Genomic DNA, 25,238 nt, shown 5'->3' with positions numbered 1-25,238 from the left:
AGTAGGAGGAAATCTAATGGCTTTAGGTCAAGTAATTCAAGTCATGGGACCGGTAGTCGACGTTAGATTCAACGAGGGAGAGCTTCCTGAACTGAATAGCGCACTTTTCGTCGATGTTGAAAAAGACGGCGAGACTACCACCCTGGCTCTTGAAGTCGCGCTCCATCTCGGAGATAATGTCGTAAAAACAATTGCGATGAGCTCGACAGATGGTTTACAGCGCGGTGCTGAAGTAACGAATACAGGCAAGCCTATATCTGTGCCGGTCGGTCAGGTAACTCTTGGTCGCGTGTTCAACGTACTGGGGGAGCATATTGATCTCGAGGATGCAATCCCTGAATCTGAGAGAAGAGATCCGATTCACCGTGAAGCGCCTAAATTTGATGAACTGCAAACTGAGGTTGAAATCCTGGAAACAGGCATCAAAGTGGTCGACCTGCTTGCCCCTTATACAAAAGGCGGTAAGATCGGACTCTTCGGCGGTGCCGGTGTAGGCAAGACAGTCCTCATCCAGGAGCTGATCAACAACATCGCACAGGAACACGGCGGTATCTCAGTATTTGCCGGTGTCGGAGAACGTACACGTGAGGGTAACGACCTTTATTATGAAATGAAAGATTCCGGAGTAATCGAGAAGACTGCAATGGTCTTCGGCCAGATGAACGAGCCGCCGGGTGCACGTATGCGTGTTGCGCTTACAGGCCTGACAATGGCGGAATACTTCCGTGATGAAGAAGGACAGGACGTACTCCTGTTCATCGACAACATCTTCCGTTTCACACAGGCTGGTTCAGAAGTGTCAGCCCTGCTCGGGCGCATGCCGTCAGCAGTTGGTTATCAGCCGACACTCGCAACAGAAATGGGTCAGCTCCAGGAGCGTATCACATCTACCAATGTCGGATCAGTAACTTCAATCCAGGCAGTATTCGTACCGGCGGATGACTATACCGACCCGGCTCCGGCCCAGACGTTCGCACACCTTGATGCGACGACGAACCTGGAAAGAAGCCTTTCCGAGATGGGTATCTACCCTGCGGTGGATCCACTCGCATCCACTTCCCGTGCACTTACACCGGCTGTTGTCGGGGAAGAGCACTATGAAGTTGCGCGTGAAGTCCAAGCGACAATCCAAAAATACCGTGAATTGCAGGATATCATTGCAATCCTCGGTATGGACGAGCTCTCCGACGATGATAAGAAAACTGTAAACCGCGCACGCCGCATTCAGTTTTTCCTGTCACAGAACTTCCACGTTGCGGAGCAGTTTACGGGACAGAAAGGTTCATATGTGCCAGTTTCGCAGACAGTTGCGGACTTCAGGGAAATCCTTGACGGTAAATATGACAATATCCCCGAAGATGCCTTCCGTCTTGTCGGCGGTATTTCAGATGTGCTTGATAAAGCACGCGACATGGGTGTAGAAGTTTAAAATCGGGAGGGTTAGCAAATGAATACAATTGCACTGGATGTAGTAACACCTGATGGTTCTGTCCATTTCGAAGAGAACTGTGAAATCATCATACTCCAGACCAAACAAGGTGAGCTCGGTGTCATGGCCGGCCACGTCCCGACAGTAGCTGCACTCAAAATCGGAGGCCTCCGCATAAAAGTTGATGGACGCTTTGAGTATTTTGCAGTGACAGACGGTTTCGTTGAAATCCGTCCTGATAAAGTGACTGTACTTGTTCAGGCTGGTGAATTTGCAGGTGACATCGATACTGAACGGGCTGTTGCTGCGAAAGAACGTGCAGAATCGCTGCTCGCTAAGGAACGCGATGAGAAAATCGACAGATTCCGCGCGGAACTTGCTCTGAAAAGGGCGACTAACAGAATAGATATAGCAAAGCACAGTTCATAGATCACCCAGGCTCCGGCCTGGGTTTTTTAAGGTGGTAAAAATGTTAATTTCACAACTTGCCTTCATACACATTGTACTTCATATTTTCTGTGTCATATTTGCCTTCCGGGTACTCGGTGCACTCAATGTGGACGGATGGTTCCGGCGGGGGGAAACGGGAAGGATACGTCTTTTCCTCATTCTGCTCGCGGTACTTCTTGGAAGTGCATTAAGCAATTTCATTATGGACTTCTTCAGGCTCGTGCAGGAAGCTTCCCTGATGTTCCACTAAATACTTTACAAACATGTTTATACAACTTTAAAATAGTGAATAGTGTAATGTGAAAATGTGATTTAAATGTATGGAGTGATTGTTATGGAGTCTATAATTGTAAAGGGTGGAAACAGACTGTCTGGTTCCGTGAAAATAGAAGGTTCGAAGAATGCAGTGCTGCCGATAATGACGGCTTCACTGCTTGCAGAGGATGGTGTATCAAAACTCATCAATGTACCTCTGTTATCCGATGTGGATAATCTTGCCGATCTGCTCAAATATCTGGGAGCCGAGGTGGAACGCGCAGACGGTTCAGTCAAAATCGATGCCAGAGGGAAGATTGACTGCAAAGCGCCGTTTGATCTTGTCAGCAAAATGCGGGCAAGCATGCTTGTGATGGGTCCCATGCTTGCAAGATACGGATATTGCAACGTGGCGATGCCGGGTGGATGTGCTATCGGTTCAAGACCCGTAGAACAGCATATCAAGGGCCTTGAAAAAATGGGTGTCACTTTCAGGACCGTGGATGGAAGCTTTGAGGGCATGGCTGACGGCCGCCTGAAGGGAGCCAAGATCTACCTCGATTTCCCAAGTGTCGGAGCCACGCAGAATCTGATTATGGCAGCCAGCCTGGCAGAAGGTACGACACATCTTGAAAATGTTGCCCGGGAACCTGAAATCATGGATCTTGCCAACTATATCAACGCGATGGGCGGCAATGTCCAGGGCGCCGGTACAGGACATATCACTATCGAAGGTGTGGAGCGTCTCAGAGGAACTGAACATACAGTCATACCAGACCGCATAGAAGCAGGCACATTCATGATTGCCGGCGCGATTACTCAGAGTGAGATTGTGCTTGAAAATGTAATGACGGAACACATGACTGCACTGATTTCCAAGCTTGAAGAGACGGGCGTGCGCATTGTACCTGAAGGTGAGTACAGCGTGCGTGTAGTACCCGATGGGCAATTGAAAGCAATACAGGTGAAAACGATGCCGCATCCCGGCTTCCCGACTGACATGCAGAGTCAGATGATGGCGCTGCTTACCACGGTGGATGGCGTGAGCATCATCACCGAAACAATTTTTGAAAACCGGTTTATGCACGTTGACGAGTTCGCGAAAATGAATGCCGATATCGATCTGCAGGAAAATCACGCCATCATCAAAGGCGTCAGGCAGTTGAACGGCGGCAGAGTGAGCGCGACCGACTTGAGAGCCGCAGCTGCCCTGATTCTTGCAGGTTTGGCAGCAGATGGTTATACTGTAGTTACTGAACTTAAGCACTTGGATCGCGGATATGTCGACTTCCATAAGAAACTTGAAAAACTTGGAGCAGACATTGAACGGACGGGTGATGACACTGCACATAAAAGTGCGGTAACACAGAAGTAAAGAGGTATGAATATGGCGGAGCAATCTAAAAAACTGGTACACCGCAGATTCCCATTGATCGTCCGGGTCCTTCTATTTGTCTATATCGCTGTCATCGTCTTTTTTGTAGGACTTATGATTGGATTTGGCATACTCGATAATCCCATCGAAGTATTCCGTCTGGAGACCTGGGAACACATCATCAATTTGACCAAGGAATGATATTAAAATGTTGACTTATGACCAGATCAAAGCAATCATCCCGCACCGTCCCCCTTTCCTGCTCATTGACAGAGTGACGGATTTAGAGCCGGGAGTAAAATGTACAGGCATCAAACAAGTTTCCGGGAATGAGCCTTTCTTCACAGGGCATTTTCCTGAATATGCAGTGATGCCGGGCGTACTTATCGTAGAAGCACTTGCGCAGGTGGGGGCCGTGGCATTGCTTCAGGAAGAGCAGTTCAAAGGAAAACTGGCATTTTTTGCCGGGATAGATAAATGTAAGTTCAAAAAGCAGGTGACGCCGGGGGATACTCTGGAATTGACTGTGGAGATCACAAAGATCAAAGGTCCGATCGGAAAAGGCGAGGCAGTCGCCATGGTCGACGGTGAAATTGCCTGCAAATGTGAAATCACATTTGCTATACAGGATAAAAAAACATCCGATGATTAATCAATCATCGGATGTTTTCAATTCTGTCTTGGATTCCATCATTGCTGTGAACTCATTGAGCAGTTCGTCCCCTTCAAATCCTTCATCAATGAGCTGTGCCAGCAGATTCTCTGCATAGTTCGGATTCTGTGTAATGATATCCCCGGTGAAAATCAGCGAGACAGCGTTATCAATCTCATTCATTTCATTGAAAACACCTTTGAATCTGGCCGGTTCATTAGTCGGTCTGGTAATGGTGACGAGCAGGTTGACCTCCTGTTCCACATACGGTTCGAGTATATCCTTGAAATCAGGTGATGTGGAAATCTCCAGCAGCCATGAGTCTTCGCTGGTTTCCTTGTTGATGATGATGCCGTCAATGAGATCCAGGATGATGAAATTTCCTCCGCGTTCAATCTTGACTTCGACAATCTTAAAAGACTTCATTCATGTACCCCTTTCGATTGTAGAGCTGAAAACAGCAGAATATATATAATTGCGTGATAAAATTCTGCCGTAGGCAGAAATAACTGCAGATACAGTTTAATTGTATAGAAATCACAGATAAAATCAAATATCCGCCGTTTGCAGAAAATTTCACCGCCGCTTATCTTGTATACAGGAAGGGGGTGAAAAAGATGATGAACAAAGTTCTGCTGGTCGGGGAGCTTGTAAAGAATGTTACTCTGTCCCAGACTTCAAATGGAAGTATAAATTCTTTCATCATTGCCACGATACGTGTGCCCAAGGACGAGCGGAAGGGCAAGGAGATCCACTTCATATACTGCAAAGCGTTCGGAAAGGCGATACCTGGAGTACTTTCAAGGGCAAGGGAAGGCGAGATACTGTGTGTCAGCGGACAAGTTGCATCAACGACCCATACAAAGCCGAATGGGGAAAAGGAATACGGCATGGAAATCTGGGCGGAGAGCGTAAAACCGATGCCGCAGAAAATGTCGGACCAAAAGGAGCTGGGCAACCCGTCAAAAATGATCGGCGATGCCATCAGGTATTACGACCATCATAATATTGTCACACAGAAATCTGTCCATGTACTGAACGATGGCGGGGACCAGCAGCTCACATCCGGCCGGGATGACCATCTGGAAGCCATTGAAAAAATCATTGGTGAAGTATCCCTGCCGTCGGATATGGACGTTTCCAGTACAGAAGCAGAAACCGATGCTGAAAATGAAGAGAATGAGCACGATGAAGAAAAGGCACTTGCATAGTTGTTAGCCGCACCGCCACCCTATCTTTGAAAATTCTACACTCACACACTACTCACCCGTCCTGCAGAAGGCTGAAAGCTGCGAAAAGGCAATCTGCAGGGCTTTTTTGTGTTTATCAGGCTTGTAAATCTCTCCTTGGGATGTTTTGTTACAGCCTGTCCCTATATTGTTACGGCTGTCAGATAATAAGGATGATTCGTTTTTTTAATCAGGTTCAATGAAATTCCTGACAAACGCTTAAATATCAGCGTTTGAGGACAGAGGAATACGGATGAAAGTTTTTTAGGGGATGGAAAATGAAAAAAGTGGAACTTAAATCGAATTTAACTGTAACAATGAGCTTCCGGAGGACATCTTACTGTAACACAACTGTAAAAAAACGCTTAACATTTTATATTACTGTAACCTACTGGATTATTTTGTCTGCTATAGTATTACCTAGTTGATTAACAGAGAATATGTTTAATCTTAAAATATTACATACCGATTAATGGGAGGAAATCATTCTTATGAAGAAGGTACTTACAGTAGGTGCAGCAGTTGCTGTATCCGGAACACTCGCATACAGTGCAGAAGCGGCAAGCCATACAGTAGATACGGGTGATACTCTATGGGGCCTTGCTCAGGAAAACAATACTTCAGTAGAGTCAATTAAAAGTTCAAACGAACTTTCTTCAGACATCATCTTGCCCGGACAGGTACTGGAAATCGGCGGGGAAGAGAAAACAGAAGAACAGTCAGAAGAAAAAACCGAGACGGCCGAAGAAGGTCTCTATACTATAAAGGCAGGCGACACTCTATTTGAAATTGCGCAGCAGTTCAATGTAACAGTCTCCGACCTTAAGGCATGGAACAACCTGTCCTCCGACCTGATCTTTGCGGGAAAAACAATCACTGTATCCGGTGAAAACGCAGAACAGGCTCCGGCAGTGGAAGCACCGCAGGTTGAAGAAGAGCCTGCACAGCAAAATGAAGCAGAGAACCAGGCACAGCAAGAGGAACAGGCTGCAGCCGAGCAGCAGGCTCAGGAAGAAGCCGCACAGCAGCGTGCAGAGGAACAGGCAGCTGAAGAGCGTGCAGCAGCTGAGAAAGCCGCACAGCAGCAGAAACAGCAGGAAAAACAGCAGGTGAAAACTGAAAACCAGTCCACTTCTGCAAACAGCAGCGGGCAGAACTGGGGAGCATTGGCACAATGTGAATCCGGTGGAAACTCGAGTGTTGTAAGCTCCAACGGCCTTTATCACGGTCTTTACCAGTTTGATGTTCGGACTTGGAAGTCTGTAGGCGGCAGTGGACTTCCATCCCAGGCTTCTGCAGCTGAACAGACTAAGAGAGCACAGATTTTGTTTGACCAAAGAGGTTCCCAGCCTTGGCCTGTATGCGGTTCAAGACTGTAATGCCAAATTTTCAATATGAATGACCATCCCAGGCACCAGGCGAATACGTCCGGTGCCTTTTTCAATTCGATTGACTTTGGCGTGAAGGTTTATTAATATTGGAACTAATCGGATAGAAATACCGCTAGGGGTGCTTTTTGCTGAGACGGCCGGCCGGCTGATCCCTCGGACCTGATCTGGATAATACCAGCGTAGGGAAGCGGGTCGGTACGGCATAGAGCCTATTTACCTGAACCCGTTTCCTGTTTCTGGAAACGGGTTTTATTTTATGAAAAAGGAGACATAGTATGCTTACTGACAAATTGATGATGGACGCTGAACCTATCATATATGAGATTTACAATGGGGATTTCATACAGGGTCTGATCAGAGGGGATGTGGACAGGGGCTCTGTCATCCATTACCTGCAGGCGGATGCCCTGTATCTGGATGAATTTGCAAAAATATATGCGATGCTGACTGCCAAAACCGGATCAAGGGAAACGATAAAGTATCTGCTGGGGCAGATGGAGTTCCTGTTCGACGGTGAGAGCGGAGCACATGAGACTCTGGCACAGGCTGTGGGCATGCCGTACGAAGAAATCATCGAATCGGGTGAATGGTTCCCCTCTGCGGATCATTATATAAAGCATATGTATTATAATGTGTATGCAAGGGGCAATATTGCATTCACTCTCAGTGCGATGGCACCATGTCCATACGTGTACCGGCGGATTGCAGAGCTGGCCATTGAAAACAATGATTTTGAAGAAGATCACCCTTACAGGAAATGGTTTGAGTTCTATGATAATGATAGGGACGCGACGGTGGGGGTCATGTTTGACATCATCGACAATGAGAGCAAAACGATGTCTGAGGATGAAGTGGCAGTACTCAGGAAAAATTTCATGGAGAGTGCGGAACATGAGCTGAGGTTCTTCGATATGGCCGCAGCCAAAGAAAGATGGATGGAGGTGGGTGTGAATGCATAAGTTCCCGATTGCACTGACAGTAGCCGGAAACGACCCTACAGGCGGTGCCGGTATACTTGCCGACAGCAAGGCATTTCATTCGAGGGGCGTATACGGCATGGCAGCAGTGACTTCCCTGACTGCCCAGAACACGATGGGGGTGCAGGATGTATATAATATACCTGCTGACTTTCTGGAGAGCCAGCTGCACAGCATCTTCAGCGATGAAGTGCCGCACGCCATGAAAAGCGGTATGATTGCGACGGTTGAAATGATGGAAGTCATTGCAGCAACCGTGAGAAAACATGATATCCCGTATGTCATAGATCCGGTGATGATTGCGACCAGCGGAGACGCACTGATTGAAAAGGAATCGGTAGAATTTTTAAGAGAGTCGCTCCTGCCGCTTGCCGCGAATGTGACACCAAACATACATGAGGCGGAAAAAATTGCCGGTATAAAAATCAATGATGAACACGGTGTGAGGAAGGCAGCCAAAATCTTCCTGGACGAGCTTGGAATCCGGAGTGTAACGATAAAGGGCGGCCACCTTGACGGGGATGCTGTCGATTATCTGTTTATGAGAGACAGGGAGATAACGGTGTCCTCCCTCCGCATCGATACAAACCATACCCACGGTACCGGGTGTACTTTCTCAGCTGTGATGACAGCTGAACTAGCCAAAGGGAAGACGATGGAAGAAAGTTTCAGGACGGCAAAGAAATATATAACATCAGCTATAAAAAATAGCCCCGGCATCGGACAAGGCAACGGTCCGGTCAATCATTTCAGCTTTAAAGGAGAATGATCATGGAACGTATTGAAAAACTGAGGAAAGAAAGACCACTCGTCGTTTGCATTACCAATGATGTAGTGAAGAACTTCACGGCCAACGGCATGCTGGCGGCCGGGGCTTCTCCGATCATGAGCGGAGAAAGATCAGAAGCGGAGGACCTTATGAAAGCGGCTTCTGCGCTTCTTGTCAATATCGGGACGGCAGACAAGCAAAAATATGAGCTTATGGATGAAATGATGAGGGAAGCGAATAATAATGGTGTGCCGATTGTCTTTGATCCCGTAGGTTACGGTGCGTCTGATTTCCGTGTCAGTATCACGGATACACTGCTTGACCGTCATCACGTTTCCCTGATCAAGGGAAATGCGGGTGAAATGCATGCATTGTCGGGGGAAGAGAGCAGCCTTAGGGGTGTCGACTCAATGGAAAAAACAGATACCCTGGAAATCGCCCGGGCAGTCTATAGAAAATTCGGAATCCCCTCTCTTGTAACAGGTGAACGCGACGCTCTTGTGACAAAGAAGAATGAAATGATCATGGCCAACGGTCACGGTCTGCAGGGCAGAATCACTGGGTCGGGATGCCTGCTCGGAGCATTGACAGCAGGTTTCATCGGCATTGAAGGGCGGTTTGATGAGGCAGCTGTAGCGGATGCAGTCAGCTACTACAATATTTGTGCCGAAGCGGCCGCCGGTAAAATACGGGTGCCTGCACCGGGCTCATTCATGACCATGCTCATCGATGAATTGTACCTGAATGAAGACAGCCTGCTTGAAGAAAAGATGGTGGAGGTCTATTGATGGACAGGAATGCACTCAGACTATATTTCATCTGTGGGAGCCGCAATGCCGGAGATAGACCGTTGCAGGTCATCGAAGAGGCATTGAAGCACGGTGTGACCATGTTCCAGCTCAGGGAAAAAGGACCCGGTGCACTGGCTGGAGAGGAACTTTTCAACTTTGCGCTGGATATTAAAAAAATTTGCAGGAAATACGGTGTGCCCTTTATCATCAACGATGCGCCAGAACTTGCTGAAAAGGTGGGGGCTGACGGTATCCACCTTGGACAGGAGGATATGGATATTGCCCTGCTGCCATCTTATTTCGATGATAAGATCATCGGACTTTCTGTCAGGGACCGGAGTGAGTTTGAAAAAAGTGATATCAGCAAGGTGGATTATATCGGTACCGGTCCGGTTTTTGCCACCGGATCAAAGGATGATGCCGGTGAAGCGATAGGGGTGGAAGGCCTGGAAACGATGAGGGGGATGGTCGGCACGCTCCCCATGGTGGCCATCGGCGGCATCACCCGCGAAAATTACAGGGAATGCCTGGAGTTCGGGGCAGACGGCGTGTCACTCATTTCTGCAATCGCTGCGGCGGAGGACACAAAAAGGGCGGTTGAAGGATTCCTGGGAACGACCGGACATTAAATATACTCAATTAACCTTTGGAAAATGATTTTTTTACATCCTTGTTTATGGTACAATGCTTTTTATGTGAGATATTTTTTTTGAGGTGAAAAAATGAGTAAAAAATGGCTCTTCCCCGTAATGATCGGCCTGGTGCTTGTACTCTCCGGCTGTGATTATTCCCAGGAAGAAAACAGGGACGGTTTTTTCTTTAATACATTCGTACAGCCGATGGATTCACTGCTGCATTGGCTTGGTGATAATCTCGGCCATAACTATGGTCTGGCAATCATCCTCATCACACTTATTGTCCGTCTGGCTATTTTCCCGTTCATGATGCGTACATATAAGAATCAGATGATGATGCGCGAGAAGATGAAGATAGTCAAGCCTGAAATGGAAGAAATTCAGAAGAAGACGAAAGTTGCCACTACACAGGAAGAAAAGATGGAAGCACAGCAGGAAATGATGGCACTGTACAAAAAGCACGGCATCAATCCGCTGAATATGGGCTGTCTGCCGATTTTCATCCAGATGCCGATTGTCATGGCGTTGTATTTTGCTCTCAGATTCCCTTCAGAAGGAGGTATTACGGAATATCCCGAATTCCTCTGGATGAACCTGACAGAGACCGATTATTTCATGGTCGCAATCGCAGGTCTCGTATATGCCGGACAGGCATTTGTATCCATGCAGTTCGTACCGGAAGAACAGCGCAAGCAGATGCAGCTGTTCATGTACATTTCTCCAATCATGATCATCTGGATTTCATTGATATCACCTTCCGCACTCCCATTATACTGGGCAGTCGGCGGTATATTCCTGATATTCCAGACATGGGCAGGTAACACATTCTACAAGAAAAAAGTTGCCGAAGAGATGGCACCGATCATCGAAGCGCATGAAAGAGAGAAGGCGGAAAAAGAACAGCGTATAAAAAATGCGAAAGTGATGCCTAAGAAAAAGCGCAGAAAGAAAAATTAAACTGTGCTTATCAGAACGCCCCTCCCAGATTGATGGGAGGGGCGTTGTCTTTTATAAAATTGGTGAAATGAGATTGGCAAAGCTTTCTTTGATACGTATCCATTTGCTTCTTGAATCGTATATCTCTTCGGTGAGAATTGTTGAGTCCATGGCATCTTTTTCGAAAATCTTCCGGTATTCCGCTGCCTGCTCTGCATCGTATATGAAAGCGTTGACTTCAAAGTTCAGCAGGAAACTTCTGTTATCGATATTCGTAGTTCCGATACTGATCACTTCGTCATCAATCATGACGACTTTCTGGTGGAGGAACCCTTTTTCATAAATATGGACTGTTGCCCCCATTTTGACCATTGCGCCGACATTTGAATAAGTGCCCCAGTAGACAAACGGGTGGTCCGGCATATTAGGAATCATGATGTTGACTTTTATGCCGCTCAGGATGGCAATCCTGACTGCTTCAAGAAACGATTGGTCCGGTATGAAATAGGGTGTCTGGATGTAGATATGCTCCTTGGCATGGTAGATCATCTTGATATATCCGTATTTGATCTGCTGCCATTTTTCATCAGGGCCGCTTGAAGCGATCTGTATCGGATTTTCACCATGGTGGGGCATGCTTTCCGGGAAATACCTCTCTTCCCGGGTCAGGTTGTTACGGCCGGAATGGGAGTTCCAGTCCAGCATAAATCTGAGCTGCAGGGACTTAACAGCTTCGCCACTGATCTTCAGGTGTGTATCCCGCCAGAAACCGAATTTTTTATTCAGCCCGAGATACTCGTCGCCGACATTGAAGCCGCCAACGTATCCGACATCCCCGTCGATGACTACAATCTTCCGGTGGTTTCTGTAATTCATCCGGGGATTTATCAGGGGGAGCATATTTGGGAAGAATGACTCAACCTGTCCGCCTTCGTTCTTGAATCTCCTGAAATTACGAAGGCTGAGGCCCCTGGATCCAATATCATCGTAGAGGATTCTGACGGTGACCCCTTCCTTCTGTTTTTGAAGCAATGCGTCGTAGAGCTCTTTTCCAAGATTGTCCAGTTTGAAAATGTAGTACTGGAAATGGATGTGATCTTTGGCATTGCGTATATCGGCGAGCAGACTGTCGAATTTATCCCGCCCATTTACAAATGTCTCGATGGAATTATTGAATGTCAGAAAAGACTGGTTATTATACAGAAGCATGTGAATCAGTTTCTTGTGTTTCTGGGCAACTGGATTCGTAAAATCCAGAGTATCACTATTCAATTCATCCAGCTGTTCCTCTACCAGGTGTTCCATCCCCACCTTTTCAGTTTCGTCAATGGCAAAAAGTTTTTTGCTGTATATCGTACGGCCAAAAAGAATGTAGATGAAGAACCCTATTACAGGGAGGAAAAAAAGGACGAGTATCCATGCCCACACACTCTGGGCGCTCCGCCGCTCCAAGAAAATCAGGCCGAGGGCAAGCAGGAAGTTGATGGTAATTATAATCAGGGTGATGATGGTCATTACACCTGTGCTGAAAAAGTAGTCGAATATTAACCAGTCCATGATAGTCACCTCATTACCATTCTATTATATTTCGATGGATATTTAAAATTTTGTAATATTTATTTTGTAAAATGTATAGAAAAAGTAGCTTTGAAAAGGTAAAATATATATAAGACGTATATGAAGGAGTGTCATTATGCATAAAAACGACAATTCAAAAGTCAAACAAGTCGTCACGATGCTAAATGAACTCGGGGTCAAAGTCAAGGTTTCGAGGTCCAGGTTCGAAATTATGAATCGCATCGCACACAATGAGAAATTGCGATTAAAAGAACAGAACATTTAAATTAAACCGCTGCCGGTTTTCCGGCAGCGGTTTAATTTATGTTCTCCCGGCGATACTCATGGAAATATATGCTCATGATTATGCCGATTGCAATCATGTTCGCCCATAAGCCACTTCCCCCGTAGCTGAGGAAAGGGAGTGGGATGCCTGTAATTGGAAGAAGCTGGATCGTCATGCCGATATTCTGGAATACATGGAACATGAGCAGGGACAGGTAGCCTATGATGAAGTAAGAAGAAAAACTGTCATTGACTGTCACTGCAATTCTGAACAGGTGGAGCATCAGCATGAAAAGAAGGACGATTACTGCAGTGGATCCCAGAAAGCCGAATTCCTCCCCTATGATCGTAAAGATAAAATCGGTGTGGTTTTCGGGGATATATATGATGCCGTCACTGAACCCTTTGCCGGTGATCTCACCGGACCCGATTGCCTTAAGAGAATTGCTGAGCTGGAAGCCGCCCTCGGTGACGTAGTCTTCGGGCTGCAGCCAGGAATAGATCCGCTCAAACTGATAGGGATGGATGCCCAGATATCGTTCCAGGAAATCCGGTCTGTACAGAATGCCGAGTATCAGGGCACCGCCGATTGTTGCAGCAACAGCAAGAGTTGGAAGAATCAGCCACCAGCTGATGCCGGAGACGACGATCATACCAAGCAGTATGGCAAGCATCACGAGTGTTGTACCCAGGTCATTCTGGACGAGAATGAACACCATGGGAAGTACCGAGACGATAAACATCTTGGACAGCAATTTGACATCGTCGGTCAGATCATTCGTCAACTTATATCTGTTATGCTGACTGACAACATAAGCAAGAGTAAGTATGTATATGATTTTGACTACCTCTGACGGCTGGATGCTGAAAAACCCGAACTGATACCAGCTTTTTGCACCATTGATGATCGGTGTGACCGGTGAAACCGGCGCAAAGAAAAGAACCATGAGTGAAAGGACACCCACGCCATAAATGATCCATACGTACTGTTTCATCCATTTGACAGGGATGAAAGTCAGCACAAAGACCATGAAGAAGCCCGTCACATAGAAAATTATTTGGCGGACGCTGAAATCTGTAGCATATTGGCCGCTTGTCATCGCAGAACGGATCATTATGATGCTCACTACCCCAAGGATTGTGATCAGCAGAAGGAGCAGCCAGTCGACCCGGGCGAGTATATTTGTATTTTGTCTTTTATATCCTTGTTTGTTTTCCAAGAATTTCACCTTACCCATATTGAAATCATCTTTTAATTATACACTATTATGACTCTGGTTTTTAATATTATCATAACAACTTTCGACAATTCCACAGCTTTGTGTTGTCATTTCCGTGAACTTCATTAGTGATAGAGAACGGTGACTGTATTATAATGTAGGGGACTCCCGGCTTGATATAATAAACAGAAGGAATGGTAGTTTCTCATGATAGAAGTGACAATAGGGGAAATTGCAGAGTTTTGCAATGGAAAACCCAACAAAGCTGCTGAAGCAATAAAGAATGAAAAAGTGAAAGGTGTCTCCATAGACACACGTACCATAGAAAAAGGGAACCTTTTCATCCCGTTTCTGGGCGAAAATGCGGATGGACACAGGTTCATAGATGATGCATTTGGGAAAGGCGCCTCTCTCTCCCTTACAGAGCATGAAATTGATGAAGGTGACCCGAGACCGCTGATCAGAGTGGAGGATGGACTTGATGCACTGCAGACGATTGCCCGTGAACACCTGCATACAGTAGAACCCAAGGTCATTGCAATCACCGGTTCAAACGGCAAAACGACGACAAAGGATATGCTCGAATGCCTGCTGGCGCCACATTACAGAGTACAGAAGACAATCGGCAACTACAACAATGAGATCGGGCTTCCTTTGACAATCCTCCAGCTCGACGTCAATACTGAAATCTCGATACTCGAGATGGGGATGGATGCACCTGGGGACATAGATTTCCTCAGCAAAATGACTGTTCCTGATGTTGCAATCATCACCAATGTAGGGGAGTCCCACATCGAAAAACTTGGTTCACGGGAAAACATCGCTGCAGCCAAATATGAAATTGTAAACGGGTTGAAGCACTCGGGGACTTTCATCTATTCCCGTGACTATCCGCTGCTTGAACAGACCGTCGACCGAAAAGCGGATTACACAATCAGGACAGGCGGCATCGATATGGCCAATGATGTTCAGATCAGTCATGTTGAGCAGACCAGTGACGGAACAAGCTTCAATGTCTCGTGCATTGACGAAGCCATTGAAATCCCTCAGCTCGGTGCCCATAATGCTTCCAATGCAACGCTTGCACTGCTTGCTGCGGAGGTGCTGGGGCTTGATATGGCAGAGGTCAAAGGGCATTTCAAAAGTCTGCAGGTGACTGACATGCGTATGCAGAGGGTAAAGCACAGTACGGGGGCGCTGATAATAAATGATGCGTACAACGCCAGTCCGTCCAGCATGAAAGGTGCAATCGATACCGTCGGCAGCATGAGGAACGGCTTCAAAATACTCGTATTGGCTGATATACTCGAGCTCGGCACATACAGTAGGGAACTTCACGAATCAATCGGCGGGCACATCGATGAATCTCCCCATGAATTTGATCTGGTCCTGACGTACGGTGACGGTGCACGCATTATCCATGACACGGTTGCTGGCACAAAAAAAGCGCATTTTGATTCTTTGGAAGCACTCGCCGGAGCATTGGCGGGACATCTCGGACCGGACACTGTCATCCTGCTGAAGGGGTCGAGGGGGATGGCTGTCGAGAGGGTGATCGATCATCTCTGATAATACCGGAATTTTATTCCTGCACGGGTATACGGGTGGCAGGCATGAGCTCGAGCCGTTGTTCGTCTATCTTAAATCCCGTTATGAATTCGAATATGAGTTCCCTGTCTATCCAGGGCACGGCACGGTGCTGGATTTGAGGAAAGTGACCGGCGATGAATGGTATCAGGAGGCCTGGGATGCGTATATTGAGCTCCGTAAGCGGGTGAACAGAATCTATGTCATCGGTTTTTCCATGGGTGGTGTATTTGGTGCGCATATTGCACAAAAGGAGAAGGTGGAGAAACTGCTGCTGATTGCGCCCGCATTCGACTATACGAAGATCACGAAACTGGGGGAACTCGGGCTGACGCCGACACATTTCAGTGAGCACATGAAACTGAACATGTACGGAAAGATAAAAGGCAGGGTCAAAGATATTCCATTCAGAGCGTTCCAGGAATTCAAAGCAATTGTTGAAACGAAGAAAGAGGGTTTGGAAAATATAGCAGCGGATACTCTGATCGTTCACGGGAAACTGGATCTTCTGGTGCCGTATAAATCGAGTGTGCGGGCAGCGGAAAGGATTCCGGGGGCCGGACTTGAGCTCTTGGACAGCGCCCCGCACCTGTTTGCCTATGCCGAGGAGAGCCAGCTTGAACTGAACATAGCAGCGGAAAGGTTCCTTTTTAAAGACGGTTAAACCGTACTTGTATAAACACACCGATGATGTTAAAATAGAGAAGTTATGCGTAACGAAAATGAGAAACGAAAAGTCAAAGGAGACTCTAAATTTGAAGTTTTTTAAACAATTAGGTGTTAGTGATGAAACCTTAAAATCACTGGAAGAAATGGGATTTGAAACACCAACCCCGATACAGGAAGAGAGCATTCCATTTGCTCTTGAAAGAAAAGATATTTTAGGCCAGGCACAGACTGGTACTGGTAAAACTGGTGCATTCGGTATCCCTATCATTGAAAACACTGAAAAGCAGGGCGGTACACAGGTGCTGATCTTGACGCCGACACGTGAATTGGCAGTACAGGTGAGCGAACAGCTCAAAAAATTTGCCAAGTATAAGAAACTTGGTGTAAATGTGATTTTCGGCGGGATGAGCATCGAACGCCAGATCAAGGACCTTAAAAGACGTCCGGAAATCATCGTGGGTACGCCAGGCCGTATCATCGACCATATCAAAAGGAAGACACTGAAGCTTGAAAGCATCAAGACACTGGTCCTGGACGAGGCGGATGAGATGATGAACATGGGCTTCATCGATGATGTGAAGTTCATCATGTCCGGTCTTCCGGAAGAAGACAGACAGACACTTCTGTTCTCTGCAACAATGCCTGCGGCGATACAGGAGCTTGTCACAAGGTTCATGAACAATCCACAGATTGTCAAAACAATGAACCAGGGTGCAAGCGACCCTCAGATCGAAGAGTTCTATACAATTGTAAAAGAGCTTGAAAAGCTGGATGTATTCACGAATTTCCTGGATACCCACCAGCCGGAACTTGCGATCGTCTTCGGGCGTACGAAACGCCGTGTTGATGAACTGACGAGTGCACTGATTGCCAAAGGTTACCGGGCAGAAGGCCTCCATGGGGACATCACCCAGTCCAAGCGGCTTGAAGTGCTTAAGAAATTCCGCAATAATGCACTTGATATCCTTGTAGCGACCGATGTGGCTGCGAGGGGGCTGGACATTTCAGGCGTATCCCACGTATACAACTTCGATATCCCGCAGGATGCAGAAAGCTATACGCACAGGATCGGCCGTACCGGCCGTGCAGGCAAAGAAGGTATGGCACTCACTTTCGTCAACCCGGTCGAGATGGATTATCTCAGAATGATCGAGAACGAAAAGAAGAAGACAATCCTGGCTTTGAGACCGCCGAATAAAAAGGAAGTCCAAAAAGCGAGGGAGAAAGAGATCTTCGAAAAGATCCAGCTCTGGATATCCCAAAATGACAGTGATCATACAAAGGATATCGCCAGGCGACTGCTTGAAGAAAATGGATCTGAAGATGTGGTTGCAGCATTGCTTAATGAATTCTTCTTCAGTAAAACGGATGACAGCATCCAGCTGTCATTCGAAAAACCGCTGACAAGAAAAGGCGGAAACCGCCGCGGCGGCAAACCATCCGGCGGCAAAAAACCGTTCAGGAAGGGCCGCGGCGACCAGAAAAGAAGCGGCGGCAAGCGTAACGACCGCAGTGGCGGACGCCAGCAGAAAGGGCCGCGCAGAGGCGCCAGCCAGGGCGGGCGTACTTTCAAAGATCATATGAAATAGGAACCACAATACCCATGTGCCGGAAATATTCCGTTACGTGGGTGTTTTCTTATATATGAGGCACTGCTCCTGTATATAATTGAAGTGAAATGAAATTTAGATTAGAGTTATAATAGATTAAATATTTTGACGGGGGATACTTATGAACGAGATACATAAACATGTTGTTCATTATTTGAGAGTACGCCATTTCTGGCAGTTTCTGCTGTGGGCGGCTCTTGGTGCAGGCGTGAGTGCTGCTGCCGTATATTTTGATCTTCCCGACTGGATATACTGGCTGGTGGCGGGCGTGCTGGCACTTGAGTTCCTTATTGTCGGACTCGCGAAGCCATCTGTATATTACAAAGTGACTCGCTATGTTCTCAGGGAGGAGGTCCTGATTGTACGGACGGGATTTTTCAGGATTTCCACAAAGATGATTCCGATCCGGCGGATCCAGGGAGCTGAACTTTCAACAGGGCCGGTTTCAAGAAAGTATGATCTGGCGAACCTCACAGTGAAAACTGCAAGCAGGGTATTTCATCTGCCGCCGTTGAAAACACATGAGGCAGAGCAGCTCAAACTTGAGGTCATCAATATGGTAAAGGGGGAGAAAACAGATGTATAATCCCGAAAAACTCCATCCCGTTGCCTATTTGGGCAGTGTGGTCAACGCTTTCAAAAACTTATGGATACCGATTATTGTTGTCCTGTTCAATTCGAGAGAGGCCATTTTTTCAGGAAATATCTCACTGAAATATTTACTGATTTCAGGAGGAGTCGTTATCTTCGCTGTCGTGCTTTTCGGCGGATATGATTTCCTCAACAAGTTCCGGACGCGTTTTTGGATTGAGGACGGCAAGTTCATATACAAAGATGGTGTGATATCCAACAGGGAAAAGGAACTGGATATCAGCCGCATACAGTCCATCGATTTCAACGAACCGATATTCCACAGGATATTCGGGGCGGTCAAGCTGGATATCATCACCCCCGGGGAAGGCATTAAGATAGATACCATCAAAAAGTCACAGGCGCAGTCCATCCAATCCATCCTGTACAATGAAATGGATCAGCTGGACAGCTCGGTGGAAATCGGTGCATCCAGCCGGTGGCCAAGAGAAGAGGCACCTGTTGAAGACCAGCCGGAGCAATTTGTTACGCTGTATCAGATGACCGGCAAAGCCCTCATTCTCATGAGCATGACAAGCGGAGCGCTCGGTGCATTCCTGGCCATAGTATTCGGGTTCATCAATCTCATCGGAGCCAACTTCCTCATAGAACGGTATTTCGAAGTTTTTGAAGGACTGGTCCAGAACATATTCCTCGCCCTGGGAATAGCTGTCCTCATCTTCGTCACTGTAGGGTATATAATGGGCATTCTGATATTGTCCATCAAATACTACAACTACACACTGAAGATGAAATCCGATGATCTTGTCGTGGAATACGGGCTTCTTGAAAAGAAGCACAGAAGCGTCAATGTCATAAGAGTCCAGAACATCATCATCAAGGACTCAATCATCCGGCGTATAATCGGCTACTATTCCCTGTCGGTGACTATAACGAGTGACTCCCTTGACAGTGGGGAAATCGACGGCAAAGTGGAACTGATCCCGTTCATCAGAAAAAAGCGGCTTTACCGAATCATTGATGAAATATTTCCGAATTATCATGTTGAATTGCCGGTGCGAACTGTTCCGTTCAGAGGCTATAGGAGATACTTTCAGGTGATGCTCACCCTCGTCGTTATCATTACTGGGATTGTCCAATACTTCTGGTTTGGTTATGCATGGATCATCGGTCTGGCAGTCGCGGGCATATTCATAATTTCAGGGATATACAGCGCAAGAAATACAGGCTACAAGTTCCATGGAGATGAAATCAATATGATGACGACAGGGTTCTTCTCCAGATCCCATTTCGTAATCAAGCACGAAAAGGTGATCCAGGCCGAATGGGTGGTCAATCCGTTCCTCAGGCGGGCGGACCTTGGTGTCATCACTCTTGTCACAGCCGCCGGCATGGTGGGCTCCAGTGCATCTTTGAAATTCATAGATAAGGAAGACATCGAAAAGATTTGGAACTGGGCGGAAAGGGGGCATTCAAATGGAAAAGATATCGCCGAAAGCGGTCAAAGTATGGAGGATCAGTGAAGCGATAGTTGCCGGGGTTGTGCTCCTTTTGGCCCTGGGCACCTTCATCCTGTCATTGTATGTGTGGGACTGGCTTCCTTGGTGGATTTCGCTGATCATATTCGGTGTCTTACTCTACATCTGTATATTCCAGGTCTGGCTGTTTCCTGCGCTGAAATATAAACACTACCGTTACGAGGTGCTTGAAGACGAGATTAAGATACACAGCGGGATATGGATCAAAAGGCGGTTATCGGTTCCTTTATTCCGCGTACAGAACATTGATACGCATGTCGGCCCGCTGATGAGACGTTTCGGACTGAAGAGCATTACACTCCGCACGTCTGCCGAGAGGATTGGAATCCCCGAGCTTGAAGCGGGCCGGGCGGACGGACTCAGAAATGACATACGGGCACTTATCAACGAGAATACGAGGCGGGAAAAATGATTATTGGACTGGGTACGGATATTATAGAGATAAGTCGTGTAAGAAAAATCGAGTCACGCAGCAACCGGCTCTCGAGGAGGATTCTGTCAGACCCGGAAATGGCGCATTATGATACACTCAAAATTGAAAAGCGCCGGATAGAATATCTGGCCGGGCGGTTTGCTGTGAAGGAGGCATACAGCAAGGCGCTTGGGACCGGGATTGGAAAAAGTGCTGCCTTCCAGGACGTCATATGCATGAATGATTCCAAAGGTAAACCTTTTATCGAAGGTGACAAAAGAGCGCATGTGTCTATTTCACATGCCGATGAATATGCGACAGCAACTGTTATTCTAGAAGAAATTTAGGAGGCTTGTACGTGTCGGAAAAATACTATAGACATACCCTGGTTGACGTGGATTTGGAAGCGGTGCATGAGAATTACAGAATGATACAGGACCTTCATCCGGACAAGACATTCATTGCTGTTGTAAAAGCCAATGCATATGGACTTGGCAGTGTGACTGTGGCCGGCCACCTTGCCGCCCGGGGCGTCGGGTTCTTTGCGGTTGCCACGCTGGATGAGGCAATCGAACTCCGCATGCACGGTATACGGGAGAAGTTGCTTGTGCTCGGGGTCATCCCTCCGGAAAATATCAACAAGGCGATCCAGCACCGTGTTGCCGTCACTGCACCCAGCCTGGAATGGCTGGAGAAGGCAGAAAGCAGCATAGATGGCAGATATGACAAGGAAGTGTGGATCCACATCAAGGTGAATTCCGGCATGAACCGGCTCGGAACTTCCGATGTCGGGGAAATCAGCCGCATGATTGAAGGGATCGACAGCAATGAGCATTTCGTATATGAAGGGATATACAGCCATTTCAGTTCCGCCGACATTGATTCGGATGTGAACGGCAGGGAATATGATGAATTCAAAAGGATTGCAGGAGCAGTGGAAAGACCGCAGTATGTGCATATCCAGAATTCCGCCGGATCACTCCGGATCAAAGATGACTTCTGCAATGCAGTCCGTGTGGGCATCTCCTTATACGGCTACTATACCTCCGAATATATCGAAAGTATTTCTGAAGTGAAACTGAAACCCTCTGTTATGCTCACGACCAAAGTGATGGATATGCATATATTGACGGAAGGAGAAGGTGTCAGCTATGGCCTGGCCCACCGTGCGCGGGGGAGGGAGAAGATTGCCACCCTGCCGATAGGATATGCCGACGGACTCCTGCGGAGACAGTCGGGATATGAAGTCCGGCTTGAAGACGGGACGAATTGTCCGATTACAGGCCGGGTATGCATGGACTCGGCGATGATCAGTGTTCCTGAGTCTGCAGAAATCGGTGACAGGGTGATCATCATAGATCAGGATAGGGAATCAGACCAGTCTATGGAAAAATACAGCGTGCATTCGGACACGATTTCCTATGAATCACTTACGGCCCTATCAAGGAGAATCCCCCGTATATACAGAGGGGAAAATGCAGGATTCGTGCATAATGAAGTGTTAAAATGAACTAGTAATGATATTTTATCCATGTTATAGTTGACATAAGTTTAATGTTACCGGGGAGTGGTTACGTAATGAACAGCGCAGCATTGTTTGGCAGTATTGAACTTTCTCTTGAACACGGATATATCGAAATGAGCGAGATTAATCTATCAATCGCCTGTGAGAGCGAAGAAGTGGAATGTGAAGCCTGGCAGTCGAACGAGGATTTTCTCGTCTACAGTAAAGATGGTGAATAGATGAAAAGAGGAGAAGTATATCTTGCGGATCTGTCACCGGTTCAGGGTTCTGAGCAGGGTGGCAAACGTCCGGTGGTAATCATACAGAACAACATCGGCAACTATCACAGTCCGACTGTGATAGTTGCGGCCATTACCGGTAGAATCAACAAAGCCAAGATCCCGACCCATGTGGAGATATCAAAGGATACATATAATCTGGACAAAGACTCGGTAATACTTCTTGAGCAGATAAGAACTGTGGATAAGAAAAGGCTTAAAGAGAAACTTACATATTTGAATAGTGATAAGATGAAGGAAGTGGACAAGGCTTTGAAGATCAGTTTGGAACTCATGCCCCCCAAGTCCGGAAAATCTGAATCGAAAACCTGATGGACTTTTGTACGCAAAAGTCTTTTTTCAGTCCGAGGTGATTTATTTTGACGTATATAGACGATCTTGTTAATAAATATAGAGATATACTCAATCTGTATCTTTATGGCGAAGACACTGACAAGGCATTCGACTGGTGCCAGTCGTTCAGTGAGGAAGTAATCGAAATGGATACCTCGCCCGAGGAAATTGTTTCACTGCACATAGATCTGCTTGAGGATATGGAAGTCGAGGATGGTGAACTTGTAAAAAAGTCCCTTGATATACTGCAGGAAGTCATCATATCTTTCGGTTTTACATACAGGGATTATAAGTCCATGATGAACAAGCTCAAAATCCATGACAAAGAGATGGATGTTGCTTCCAGTCTTCAGGAGACGATGCTGAAAGCTGAAATCCCGACGTTTGAAACGATGAAGATCGGTGCAATCAGTGTTCCGGCAAGGAAAGTGAGCGGTGACTATTTCAATATCATCGACCACAATGACGGTATGCTCAGTTTCGCTGTGGCCGATGTCATAGGTAAAGGGATTCCCGCTGCAATTGCCATGACGATGATCAAATTCGGCATGGACTCCTACGGCTATTCCCAGCTGCCGAGCGACAGCCTGAAAAAACTGAACCGTGTTGTCGAGAAGAACGTCAACCAGAACATGTTCGTAACCATGTTCTACGGGCTGTACGATCATAATACCAATCTGCTCTATTATTCCTCTGCAGGACATGAACCTGCACTTTTATACCGCTACGAAACGGATGAATTCGAAGAGATTGATGCAAAGGGGATTGTCCTTGGAGTCAAAGAGCATGCAAGGTATGAACAGAAGGAAGTGGAAATCGGCAATAACGATATGATCATCGTGTTTACGGATGGTGTAACCGAGCTCAGGAAGCATGATGATACCTTCATCGATTTTGAGGACGTCAAAGATATGATCCGGGAAGTCCGGGAGCATCACCCGCAGGACATCGTCCAGTATATTTACGAATCATTGATGCGCATGCAGAATCCGCATAAAAAAGATGATCTGACGCTTTTCATATTAAAAAACAATAAAGAATAAATTTCATGTTTCGATCCATATTTTTACGGGTAAAAGCCGGAAGGTCTATGTATTTACGGAAAATGGGAGTGTAATCTTAATGAATATCAATATCGATACAACTGAAAAAGAAAACGAATACCTTATCGTGCTGGATGGAGAACTTGATTTGTATACAGCTCCTGAGCTTCAGAAAGTTCTGGATCCCATCAGGCAGTCAGGCAGTCATGATGTCACAATCGATCTGACCGATGTGAGCTATATGGACTCCACAGGACTCGGTATTTTTGTCGGTACATTGAAGGACCTTAACCAGCATGACCGTGAACTCCGCGTGACAGGAGTTTCGAACAGGATCCTCAGATTGTTCGAGATTACAGGGCTTCGTGACTTGATGCATATCAACGAAGCGTCGGAGGTTGAATAGAATGCCATTGCAGTATGATTATATAGAGATGAAATTTCCATCCAGCGCAGAATATGTCGGTCTGATCAGGCTCACCCTCTCAGGTGTACTGTCGCGGGCGGGCGCCACCTACGACCAGATTGAAGACTCGAAGATTGCTGTTTCAGAAGCGGTGACGAATGCAGTGAAGCATGCATACGGGGAAGACCAGACAGGTGAGGTGCTTGTCGGTTTTGCAGTCTATGAAGATAAAGTGGAAATAATCGTTGCAGACCATGGTCAGAGCTTCAATTATGAAGATGTGAGAAAAGAGCTCGGTCCGTACACGGAAGATGATAACGTGAACTTCTTGAGAGAAGGAGGTTTGGGGCTGTTCTTGATTGAAACGTTAATGGATGAAGTCTACATCAAAAAAGACCCTGGAGTAACCATCAGCATGACGAAGTTTATTAATGAAAGTCAGGTGCATTCGAATGGAGAAACAATCGTCAATCGATAAAGGACTCACACCGGATGATATCAATGCACTGATACGCAGCCATCAGGAAGAAGGGGACCAGGAAGCCCAGACGAGAATCGTGGAGCACTATCAGAAGCTGATAGAGTCGCTTGCGTACAGATATTCGAAAGGGAAAAGCCATCATGAAGACCTTGTGCAGGTCGGGATGGTCGGTCTGCTCGGTGCAATCAACCGGTTTGATGCATCCTTCGACCGAAGATTCGAAGCGTTCCTGGTGCCGACGGTGGTTGGTGAAATCAAGCGTTATCTCAGGGACAAGACCTGGAGTGTGCATGTGCCGAGGCGCATAAAGGAAATTGGGCCAAAGATCAAAAATGCCAATGATGAACTGACAAACAGGCTGGAGCGCTCCCCGAAAATCAGCGAGATTGCAGAACATCTTGAAGTATCAGAAGAAGATGTCCTGGAAGCGATGGAGATGGGTCAGAGTTACAATGCACTCAGCGTGGACCATTCAATCGAAGCCGACAAAGACGGTTCGACGGTCACTCTGCTCGATGTAATGGGGCAGTCGGATGATAATTATGATCTTTCCGAAAAACGTCTGATCCTGGAAAAAGTCCTTCCGATACTTTCCGAACGGGAACGTGAAATCATCCAGTTCACCTTCATGGAGGGCCTGAGCCAGAAGGAGACGGGGGAGCGGGTCGGCCTGAGCCAGATGCATGTTTCGAGACTCCAGCGCACCGCTATCAATAAACTGCGGCAGGCAGTGAGCAAAGACGAATGATTTTTCAGATACCCCCGTCCGGAGAAGGATGGGGGTATCAATGTTATAATGGTACTGGTTTAACTG

Annotated in this window: 31 protein-coding genes and 1 riboswitch; of the genes, 28 read left to right on the top strand and 3 right to left on the bottom strand. The window is 46.9% G+C overall.

The genetic code is table 11. The features are described 5' to 3' along the window. Positions 1–16: 16 nt before the first annotated feature. From atpD to fabZ, 6 genes are all read left to right on the top strand, one after another. Positions 17–1,429, top strand: coding sequence for a F0F1 ATP synthase subunit beta (atpD, locus tag C792_RS0111530; protein WP_026090340.1), 1,413 nt, complete (start codon positions 17–19; stop codon positions 1,427–1,429). A gap of 18 nt (positions 1,430–1,447) precedes the next feature. Further along, the gene (locus C792_RS0111525) at positions 1,448–1,858 is read left to right on the top strand and encodes a F0F1 ATP synthase subunit epsilon (RefSeq protein WP_017549603.1); all 411 of its coding nucleotides are present in this window, start codon (positions 1,448–1,450) and stop codon (positions 1,856–1,858) included. 40 nt (positions 1,859–1,898) lie between these two features. Next, entirely contained in the window at positions 1,899–2,129 is a 231-nt protein-coding gene (locus tag C792_RS0111520; protein ID WP_017549602.1) for a DUF1146 domain-containing protein, read from the top strand. 84 nt (positions 2,130–2,213) lie between these two features. Continuing rightward, on the top strand, positions 2,214–3,509 hold the full coding sequence (gene murA, locus C792_RS0111515; protein WP_017549601.1) for a UDP-N-acetylglucosamine 1-carboxyvinyltransferase: 1,296 nt from the start codon (positions 2,214–2,216) through the stop codon (positions 3,507–3,509). A gap of 12 nt (positions 3,510–3,521) precedes the next feature. Continuing rightward, the gene (locus C792_RS0111510; protein ID WP_017549600.1) at positions 3,522–3,710 is read left to right on the top strand and encodes a DNA-directed RNA polymerase subunit beta; all 189 of its coding nucleotides are present in this window, start codon (positions 3,522–3,524) and stop codon (positions 3,708–3,710) included. Positions 3,711–3,717: 7 nt separating this feature from the next. Beyond that, on the top strand, positions 3,718–4,161 hold the full coding sequence (gene fabZ, locus C792_RS0111505; RefSeq protein ID WP_017549599.1) for a 3-hydroxyacyl-ACP dehydratase FabZ: 444 nt from the start codon (positions 3,718–3,720) through the stop codon (positions 4,159–4,161). Here the strand turns inward: fabZ and C792_RS0111500 are convergent, their stop codons facing one another. After that, a complete protein-coding gene (locus C792_RS0111500) occupies positions 4,162–4,587 on the bottom strand; it encodes a YwpF family protein (protein WP_017549598.1) in 426 nt (141 codons plus the stop codon). Between the two features lie 191 nt (positions 4,588–4,778). Here C792_RS0111500 and C792_RS0111495 point away from each other — a divergent pair, with 191 nt between their 5' ends. The 7 genes from C792_RS0111495 (at position 4,779) to yidC (ending at position 10,910) form a co-directional block, all read left to right on the top strand. Then, a complete protein-coding gene (locus C792_RS0111495) occupies positions 4,779–5,372 on the top strand; it encodes a single-stranded DNA-binding protein (RefSeq protein WP_017549597.1) in 594 nt (197 codons plus the stop codon). A 509-nt stretch (positions 5,373–5,881) separates the two neighbouring features. Then, positions 5,882–6,769, top strand: a complete 888-nt coding sequence (locus tag C792_RS0111490; RefSeq protein WP_017549596.1) for a transglycosylase family protein — start codon at positions 5,882–5,884, stop codon at positions 6,767–6,769. A 116-nt stretch (positions 6,770–6,885) separates the two neighbouring features. Next, positions 6,886–6,984, top strand: a riboswitch (TPP riboswitch). 72 nt (positions 6,985–7,056) lie between these two features. Further along, a complete protein-coding gene (tenA, locus tag C792_RS0111485; RefSeq protein WP_017549595.1) occupies positions 7,057–7,740 on the top strand; it encodes a thiaminase II in 684 nt (227 codons plus the stop codon). Further along, a complete protein-coding gene (thiD, locus tag C792_RS0111480; RefSeq protein WP_017549594.1) occupies positions 7,733–8,527 on the top strand; it encodes a bifunctional hydroxymethylpyrimidine kinase/phosphomethylpyrimidine kinase in 795 nt (264 codons plus the stop codon). Before tenA ends, thiD begins: the two co-directional genes overlap by 8 nt. A 2-nt stretch (positions 8,528–8,529) precedes the next feature. After that, positions 8,530–9,315 carry a hydroxyethylthiazole kinase gene (thiM, locus tag C792_RS0111475; protein ID WP_017549593.1) on the top strand — a complete coding sequence of 262 codons (786 nt, stop codon included), beginning with the start codon at positions 8,530–8,532 and terminating at the stop codon, positions 9,313–9,315. Next, on the top strand, positions 9,315–9,947 hold the full coding sequence (thiE, locus tag C792_RS0111470) for a thiamine phosphate synthase (protein ID WP_017549592.1): 633 nt from the start codon (positions 9,315–9,317) through the stop codon (positions 9,945–9,947). The genes thiM and thiE overlap by 1 nt, the downstream gene beginning before the upstream one ends. A 93-nt stretch (positions 9,948–10,040) precedes the next feature. Further along, positions 10,041–10,910 (top strand): membrane protein insertase YidC, encoded by an 870-nt coding sequence (yidC, locus tag C792_RS0111465; protein WP_017549591.1) that lies wholly within the window; start codon positions 10,041–10,043, stop codon positions 10,908–10,910. Positions 10,911–10,961: 51 nt separating this feature from the next. Here the strand turns inward: yidC and cls are convergent, their stop codons facing one another. After that, positions 10,962–12,446 (bottom strand): cardiolipin synthase, encoded by a 1,485-nt coding sequence (cls, locus tag C792_RS0111460; protein ID WP_017549590.1) that lies wholly within the window; start codon positions 12,444–12,446, stop codon positions 10,962–10,964. 136 nt (positions 12,447–12,582) lie between these two features. Between cls and C792_RS15000 the strand changes: the two genes are divergently transcribed. Beyond that, a complete protein-coding gene (locus C792_RS15000; protein ID WP_017549589.1) occupies positions 12,583–12,732 on the top strand; it encodes an Lmo0850 family protein in 150 nt (49 codons plus the stop codon). A 31-nt stretch (positions 12,733–12,763) separates the two neighbouring features. Here the strand turns inward: C792_RS15000 and C792_RS0111450 are convergent, their stop codons facing one another. Then, on the bottom strand, positions 12,764–13,969 hold the full coding sequence (locus C792_RS0111450; protein WP_017549588.1) for an FtsW/RodA/SpoVE family cell cycle protein: 1,206 nt from the start codon (positions 13,967–13,969) through the stop codon (positions 12,764–12,766). A 189-nt stretch (positions 13,970–14,158) separates the two neighbouring features. Here C792_RS0111450 and C792_RS0111445 point away from each other — a divergent pair, with 189 nt between their 5' ends. The 14 genes from C792_RS0111445 (at position 14,159) to sigB (ending at position 25,172) form a co-directional block, all read left to right on the top strand. Then, positions 14,159–15,520: a UDP-N-acetylmuramoyl-tripeptide--D-alanyl-D-alanine ligase gene (locus C792_RS0111445; protein WP_017549587.1), complete on the top strand. Its 1,362-nt coding sequence runs from the start codon at positions 14,159–14,161 to the stop codon at positions 15,518–15,520. Then, positions 15,510–16,202 carry an alpha/beta hydrolase gene (locus C792_RS0111440; RefSeq protein ID WP_342661877.1) on the top strand — a complete coding sequence of 231 codons (693 nt, stop codon included), beginning with the start codon at positions 15,510–15,512 and terminating at the stop codon, positions 16,200–16,202. The genes C792_RS0111445 and C792_RS0111440 overlap by 11 nt, the downstream gene beginning before the upstream one ends. A 91-nt stretch (positions 16,203–16,293) precedes the next feature. Next, positions 16,294–17,796: a degradosome RNA helicase CshA gene (gene cshA, locus C792_RS0111435; protein WP_026090337.1), complete on the top strand. Its 1,503-nt coding sequence runs from the start codon at positions 16,294–16,296 to the stop codon at positions 17,794–17,796. Positions 17,797–17,938: 142 nt separating this feature from the next. Then, positions 17,939–18,403: a PH domain-containing protein gene (locus tag C792_RS0111430; RefSeq protein ID WP_017549584.1), complete on the top strand. Its 465-nt coding sequence runs from the start codon at positions 17,939–17,941 to the stop codon at positions 18,401–18,403. Beyond that, positions 18,396–19,931, top strand: a complete 1,536-nt coding sequence (locus tag C792_RS0111425; RefSeq protein WP_017549583.1) for a PH domain-containing protein — start codon at positions 18,396–18,398, stop codon at positions 19,929–19,931. The genes C792_RS0111430 and C792_RS0111425 overlap by 8 nt, the downstream gene beginning before the upstream one ends. Beyond that, the gene (locus C792_RS0111420; RefSeq protein WP_017549582.1) at positions 19,885–20,358 is read left to right on the top strand and encodes a PH domain-containing protein; all 474 of its coding nucleotides are present in this window, start codon (positions 19,885–19,887) and stop codon (positions 20,356–20,358) included. Before C792_RS0111425 ends, C792_RS0111420 begins: the two co-directional genes overlap by 47 nt. After that, entirely contained in the window at positions 20,355–20,705 is a 351-nt protein-coding gene (gene acpS / locus C792_RS0111415; RefSeq protein WP_017549581.1) for a holo-ACP synthase, read from the top strand. Before C792_RS0111420 ends, acpS begins: the two co-directional genes overlap by 4 nt. Positions 20,706–20,716: 11 nt before the next feature. Continuing rightward, positions 20,717–21,868, top strand: a complete 1,152-nt coding sequence (alr, locus tag C792_RS0111410; RefSeq protein ID WP_017549580.1) for an alanine racemase — start codon at positions 20,717–20,719, stop codon at positions 21,866–21,868. Positions 21,869–21,936: 68 nt separating this feature from the next. Further along, entirely contained in the window at positions 21,937–22,101 is a 165-nt protein-coding gene (locus C792_RS14995; RefSeq protein ID WP_017549579.1) for a hypothetical protein, read from the top strand. Next, on the top strand, positions 22,102–22,473 hold the full coding sequence (locus C792_RS0111400; protein ID WP_017549578.1) for a type II toxin-antitoxin system PemK/MazF family toxin: 372 nt from the start codon (positions 22,102–22,104) through the stop codon (positions 22,471–22,473). 56 nt (positions 22,474–22,529) lie between these two features. Then, positions 22,530–23,537, top strand: a complete 1,008-nt coding sequence (locus tag C792_RS0111395) for a SpoIIE family protein phosphatase (protein WP_026090336.1) — start codon at positions 22,530–22,532, stop codon at positions 23,535–23,537. Positions 23,538–23,616: 79 nt separating this feature from the next. Next, entirely contained in the window at positions 23,617–23,943 is a 327-nt protein-coding gene (locus C792_RS0111390) for an anti-sigma factor antagonist (RefSeq protein ID WP_017549576.1), read from the top strand. 1 nt (position 23,944) lies between these two features. Next, the gene (gene rsbW / locus C792_RS0111385) at positions 23,945–24,421 is read left to right on the top strand and encodes an anti-sigma B factor RsbW (protein WP_017549575.1); all 477 of its coding nucleotides are present in this window, start codon (positions 23,945–23,947) and stop codon (positions 24,419–24,421) included. Then, on the top strand, positions 24,396–25,172 hold the full coding sequence (gene sigB, locus C792_RS0111380; RefSeq protein WP_017549574.1) for an RNA polymerase sigma factor SigB: 777 nt from the start codon (positions 24,396–24,398) through the stop codon (positions 25,170–25,172). Before rsbW ends, sigB begins: the two co-directional genes overlap by 26 nt. Positions 25,173–25,238: the final 66 nt, after the last annotated feature.

Source organism: Salinicoccus carnicancri Crm (assembly GCF_000330705.1).
Taxonomy (GTDB): Bacteria; Bacillota; Bacilli; order Staphylococcales; family Salinicoccaceae; genus Salinicoccus; species Salinicoccus carnicancri.
Note: the sequence above shows the minus strand (reverse complement) of the source record. Positions and strands in the feature narration are given on the sequence as shown.

What these genes read in the sequence shown, in the direction of transcription:
- atpD (WP_026090340.1), top strand. Translation starts at nt 17, where the DNA reads ATGGCTTTAGGTCAAGTAATTCAAGTCATGGGACCGGTAGTCGACGTT.
- C792_RS0111525 (WP_017549603.1), top strand. Translation starts at nt 1,448, where the DNA reads ATGAATACAATTGCACTGGATGTAGTAACACCTGATGGTTCTGTCCAT.
- C792_RS0111520 (WP_017549602.1), top strand. Translation starts at nt 1,899, where the DNA reads ATGTTAATTTCACAACTTGCCTTCATACACATTGTACTTCATATTTTC.
- murA (WP_017549601.1), top strand. Translation starts at nt 2,214, where the DNA reads ATGGAGTCTATAATTGTAAAGGGTGGAAACAGACTGTCTGGTTCCGTG.
- C792_RS0111510 (WP_017549600.1), top strand. Translation starts at nt 3,522, where the DNA reads ATGGCGGAGCAATCTAAAAAACTGGTACACCGCAGATTCCCATTGATC.
- fabZ (WP_017549599.1), top strand. Translation starts at nt 3,718, where the DNA reads ATGTTGACTTATGACCAGATCAAAGCAATCATCCCGCACCGTCCCCCT.
- C792_RS0111500 (WP_017549598.1), bottom strand. Translation starts at nt 4,587, where the DNA reads ATGAAGTCTTTTAAGATTGTCGAAGTCAAGATTGAACGCGGAGGAAAT.
- C792_RS0111495 (WP_017549597.1), top strand. Translation starts at nt 4,779, where the DNA reads ATGATGAACAAAGTTCTGCTGGTCGGGGAGCTTGTAAAGAATGTTACT.
- C792_RS0111490 (WP_017549596.1), top strand. Translation starts at nt 5,882, where the DNA reads ATGAAGAAGGTACTTACAGTAGGTGCAGCAGTTGCTGTATCCGGAACA.
- tenA (WP_017549595.1), top strand. Translation starts at nt 7,057, where the DNA reads ATGCTTACTGACAAATTGATGATGGACGCTGAACCTATCATATATGAG.
- thiD (WP_017549594.1), top strand. Translation starts at nt 7,733, where the DNA reads ATGCATAAGTTCCCGATTGCACTGACAGTAGCCGGAAACGACCCTACA.
- thiM (WP_017549593.1), top strand. Translation starts at nt 8,530, where the DNA reads ATGGAACGTATTGAAAAACTGAGGAAAGAAAGACCACTCGTCGTTTGC.
- thiE (WP_017549592.1), top strand. Translation starts at nt 9,315, where the DNA reads ATGGACAGGAATGCACTCAGACTATATTTCATCTGTGGGAGCCGCAAT.
- yidC (WP_017549591.1), top strand. Translation starts at nt 10,041, where the DNA reads ATGAGTAAAAAATGGCTCTTCCCCGTAATGATCGGCCTGGTGCTTGTA.
- cls (WP_017549590.1), bottom strand. Translation starts at nt 12,446, where the DNA reads ATGGACTGGTTAATATTCGACTACTTTTTCAGCACAGGTGTAATGACC.
- C792_RS15000 (WP_017549589.1), top strand. Translation starts at nt 12,583, where the DNA reads ATGCATAAAAACGACAATTCAAAAGTCAAACAAGTCGTCACGATGCTA.
- C792_RS0111450 (WP_017549588.1), bottom strand. Translation starts at nt 13,969, where the DNA reads ATGGGTAAGGTGAAATTCTTGGAAAACAAACAAGGATATAAAAGACAA.
- C792_RS0111445 (WP_017549587.1), top strand. Translation starts at nt 14,159, where the DNA reads ATGATAGAAGTGACAATAGGGGAAATTGCAGAGTTTTGCAATGGAAAA.
- C792_RS0111430 (WP_017549584.1), top strand. Translation starts at nt 17,939, where the DNA reads ATGAACGAGATACATAAACATGTTGTTCATTATTTGAGAGTACGCCAT.
- C792_RS0111425 (WP_017549583.1), top strand. Translation starts at nt 18,396, where the DNA reads ATGTATAATCCCGAAAAACTCCATCCCGTTGCCTATTTGGGCAGTGTG.
- C792_RS0111420 (WP_017549582.1), top strand. Translation starts at nt 19,885, where the DNA reads ATGGAAAAGATATCGCCGAAAGCGGTCAAAGTATGGAGGATCAGTGAA.
- acpS (WP_017549581.1), top strand. Translation starts at nt 20,355, where the DNA reads ATGATTATTGGACTGGGTACGGATATTATAGAGATAAGTCGTGTAAGA.
- C792_RS14995 (WP_017549579.1), top strand. Translation starts at nt 21,937, where the DNA reads ATGAACAGCGCAGCATTGTTTGGCAGTATTGAACTTTCTCTTGAACAC.
- C792_RS0111400 (WP_017549578.1), top strand. Translation starts at nt 22,102, where the DNA reads ATGAAAAGAGGAGAAGTATATCTTGCGGATCTGTCACCGGTTCAGGGT.
- C792_RS0111390 (WP_017549576.1), top strand. Translation starts at nt 23,617, where the DNA reads ATGAATATCAATATCGATACAACTGAAAAAGAAAACGAATACCTTATC.
- rsbW (WP_017549575.1), top strand. Translation starts at nt 23,945, where the DNA reads ATGCCATTGCAGTATGATTATATAGAGATGAAATTTCCATCCAGCGCA.
- sigB (WP_017549574.1), top strand. Translation starts at nt 24,396, where the DNA reads ATGGAGAAACAATCGTCAATCGATAAAGGACTCACACCGGATGATATC.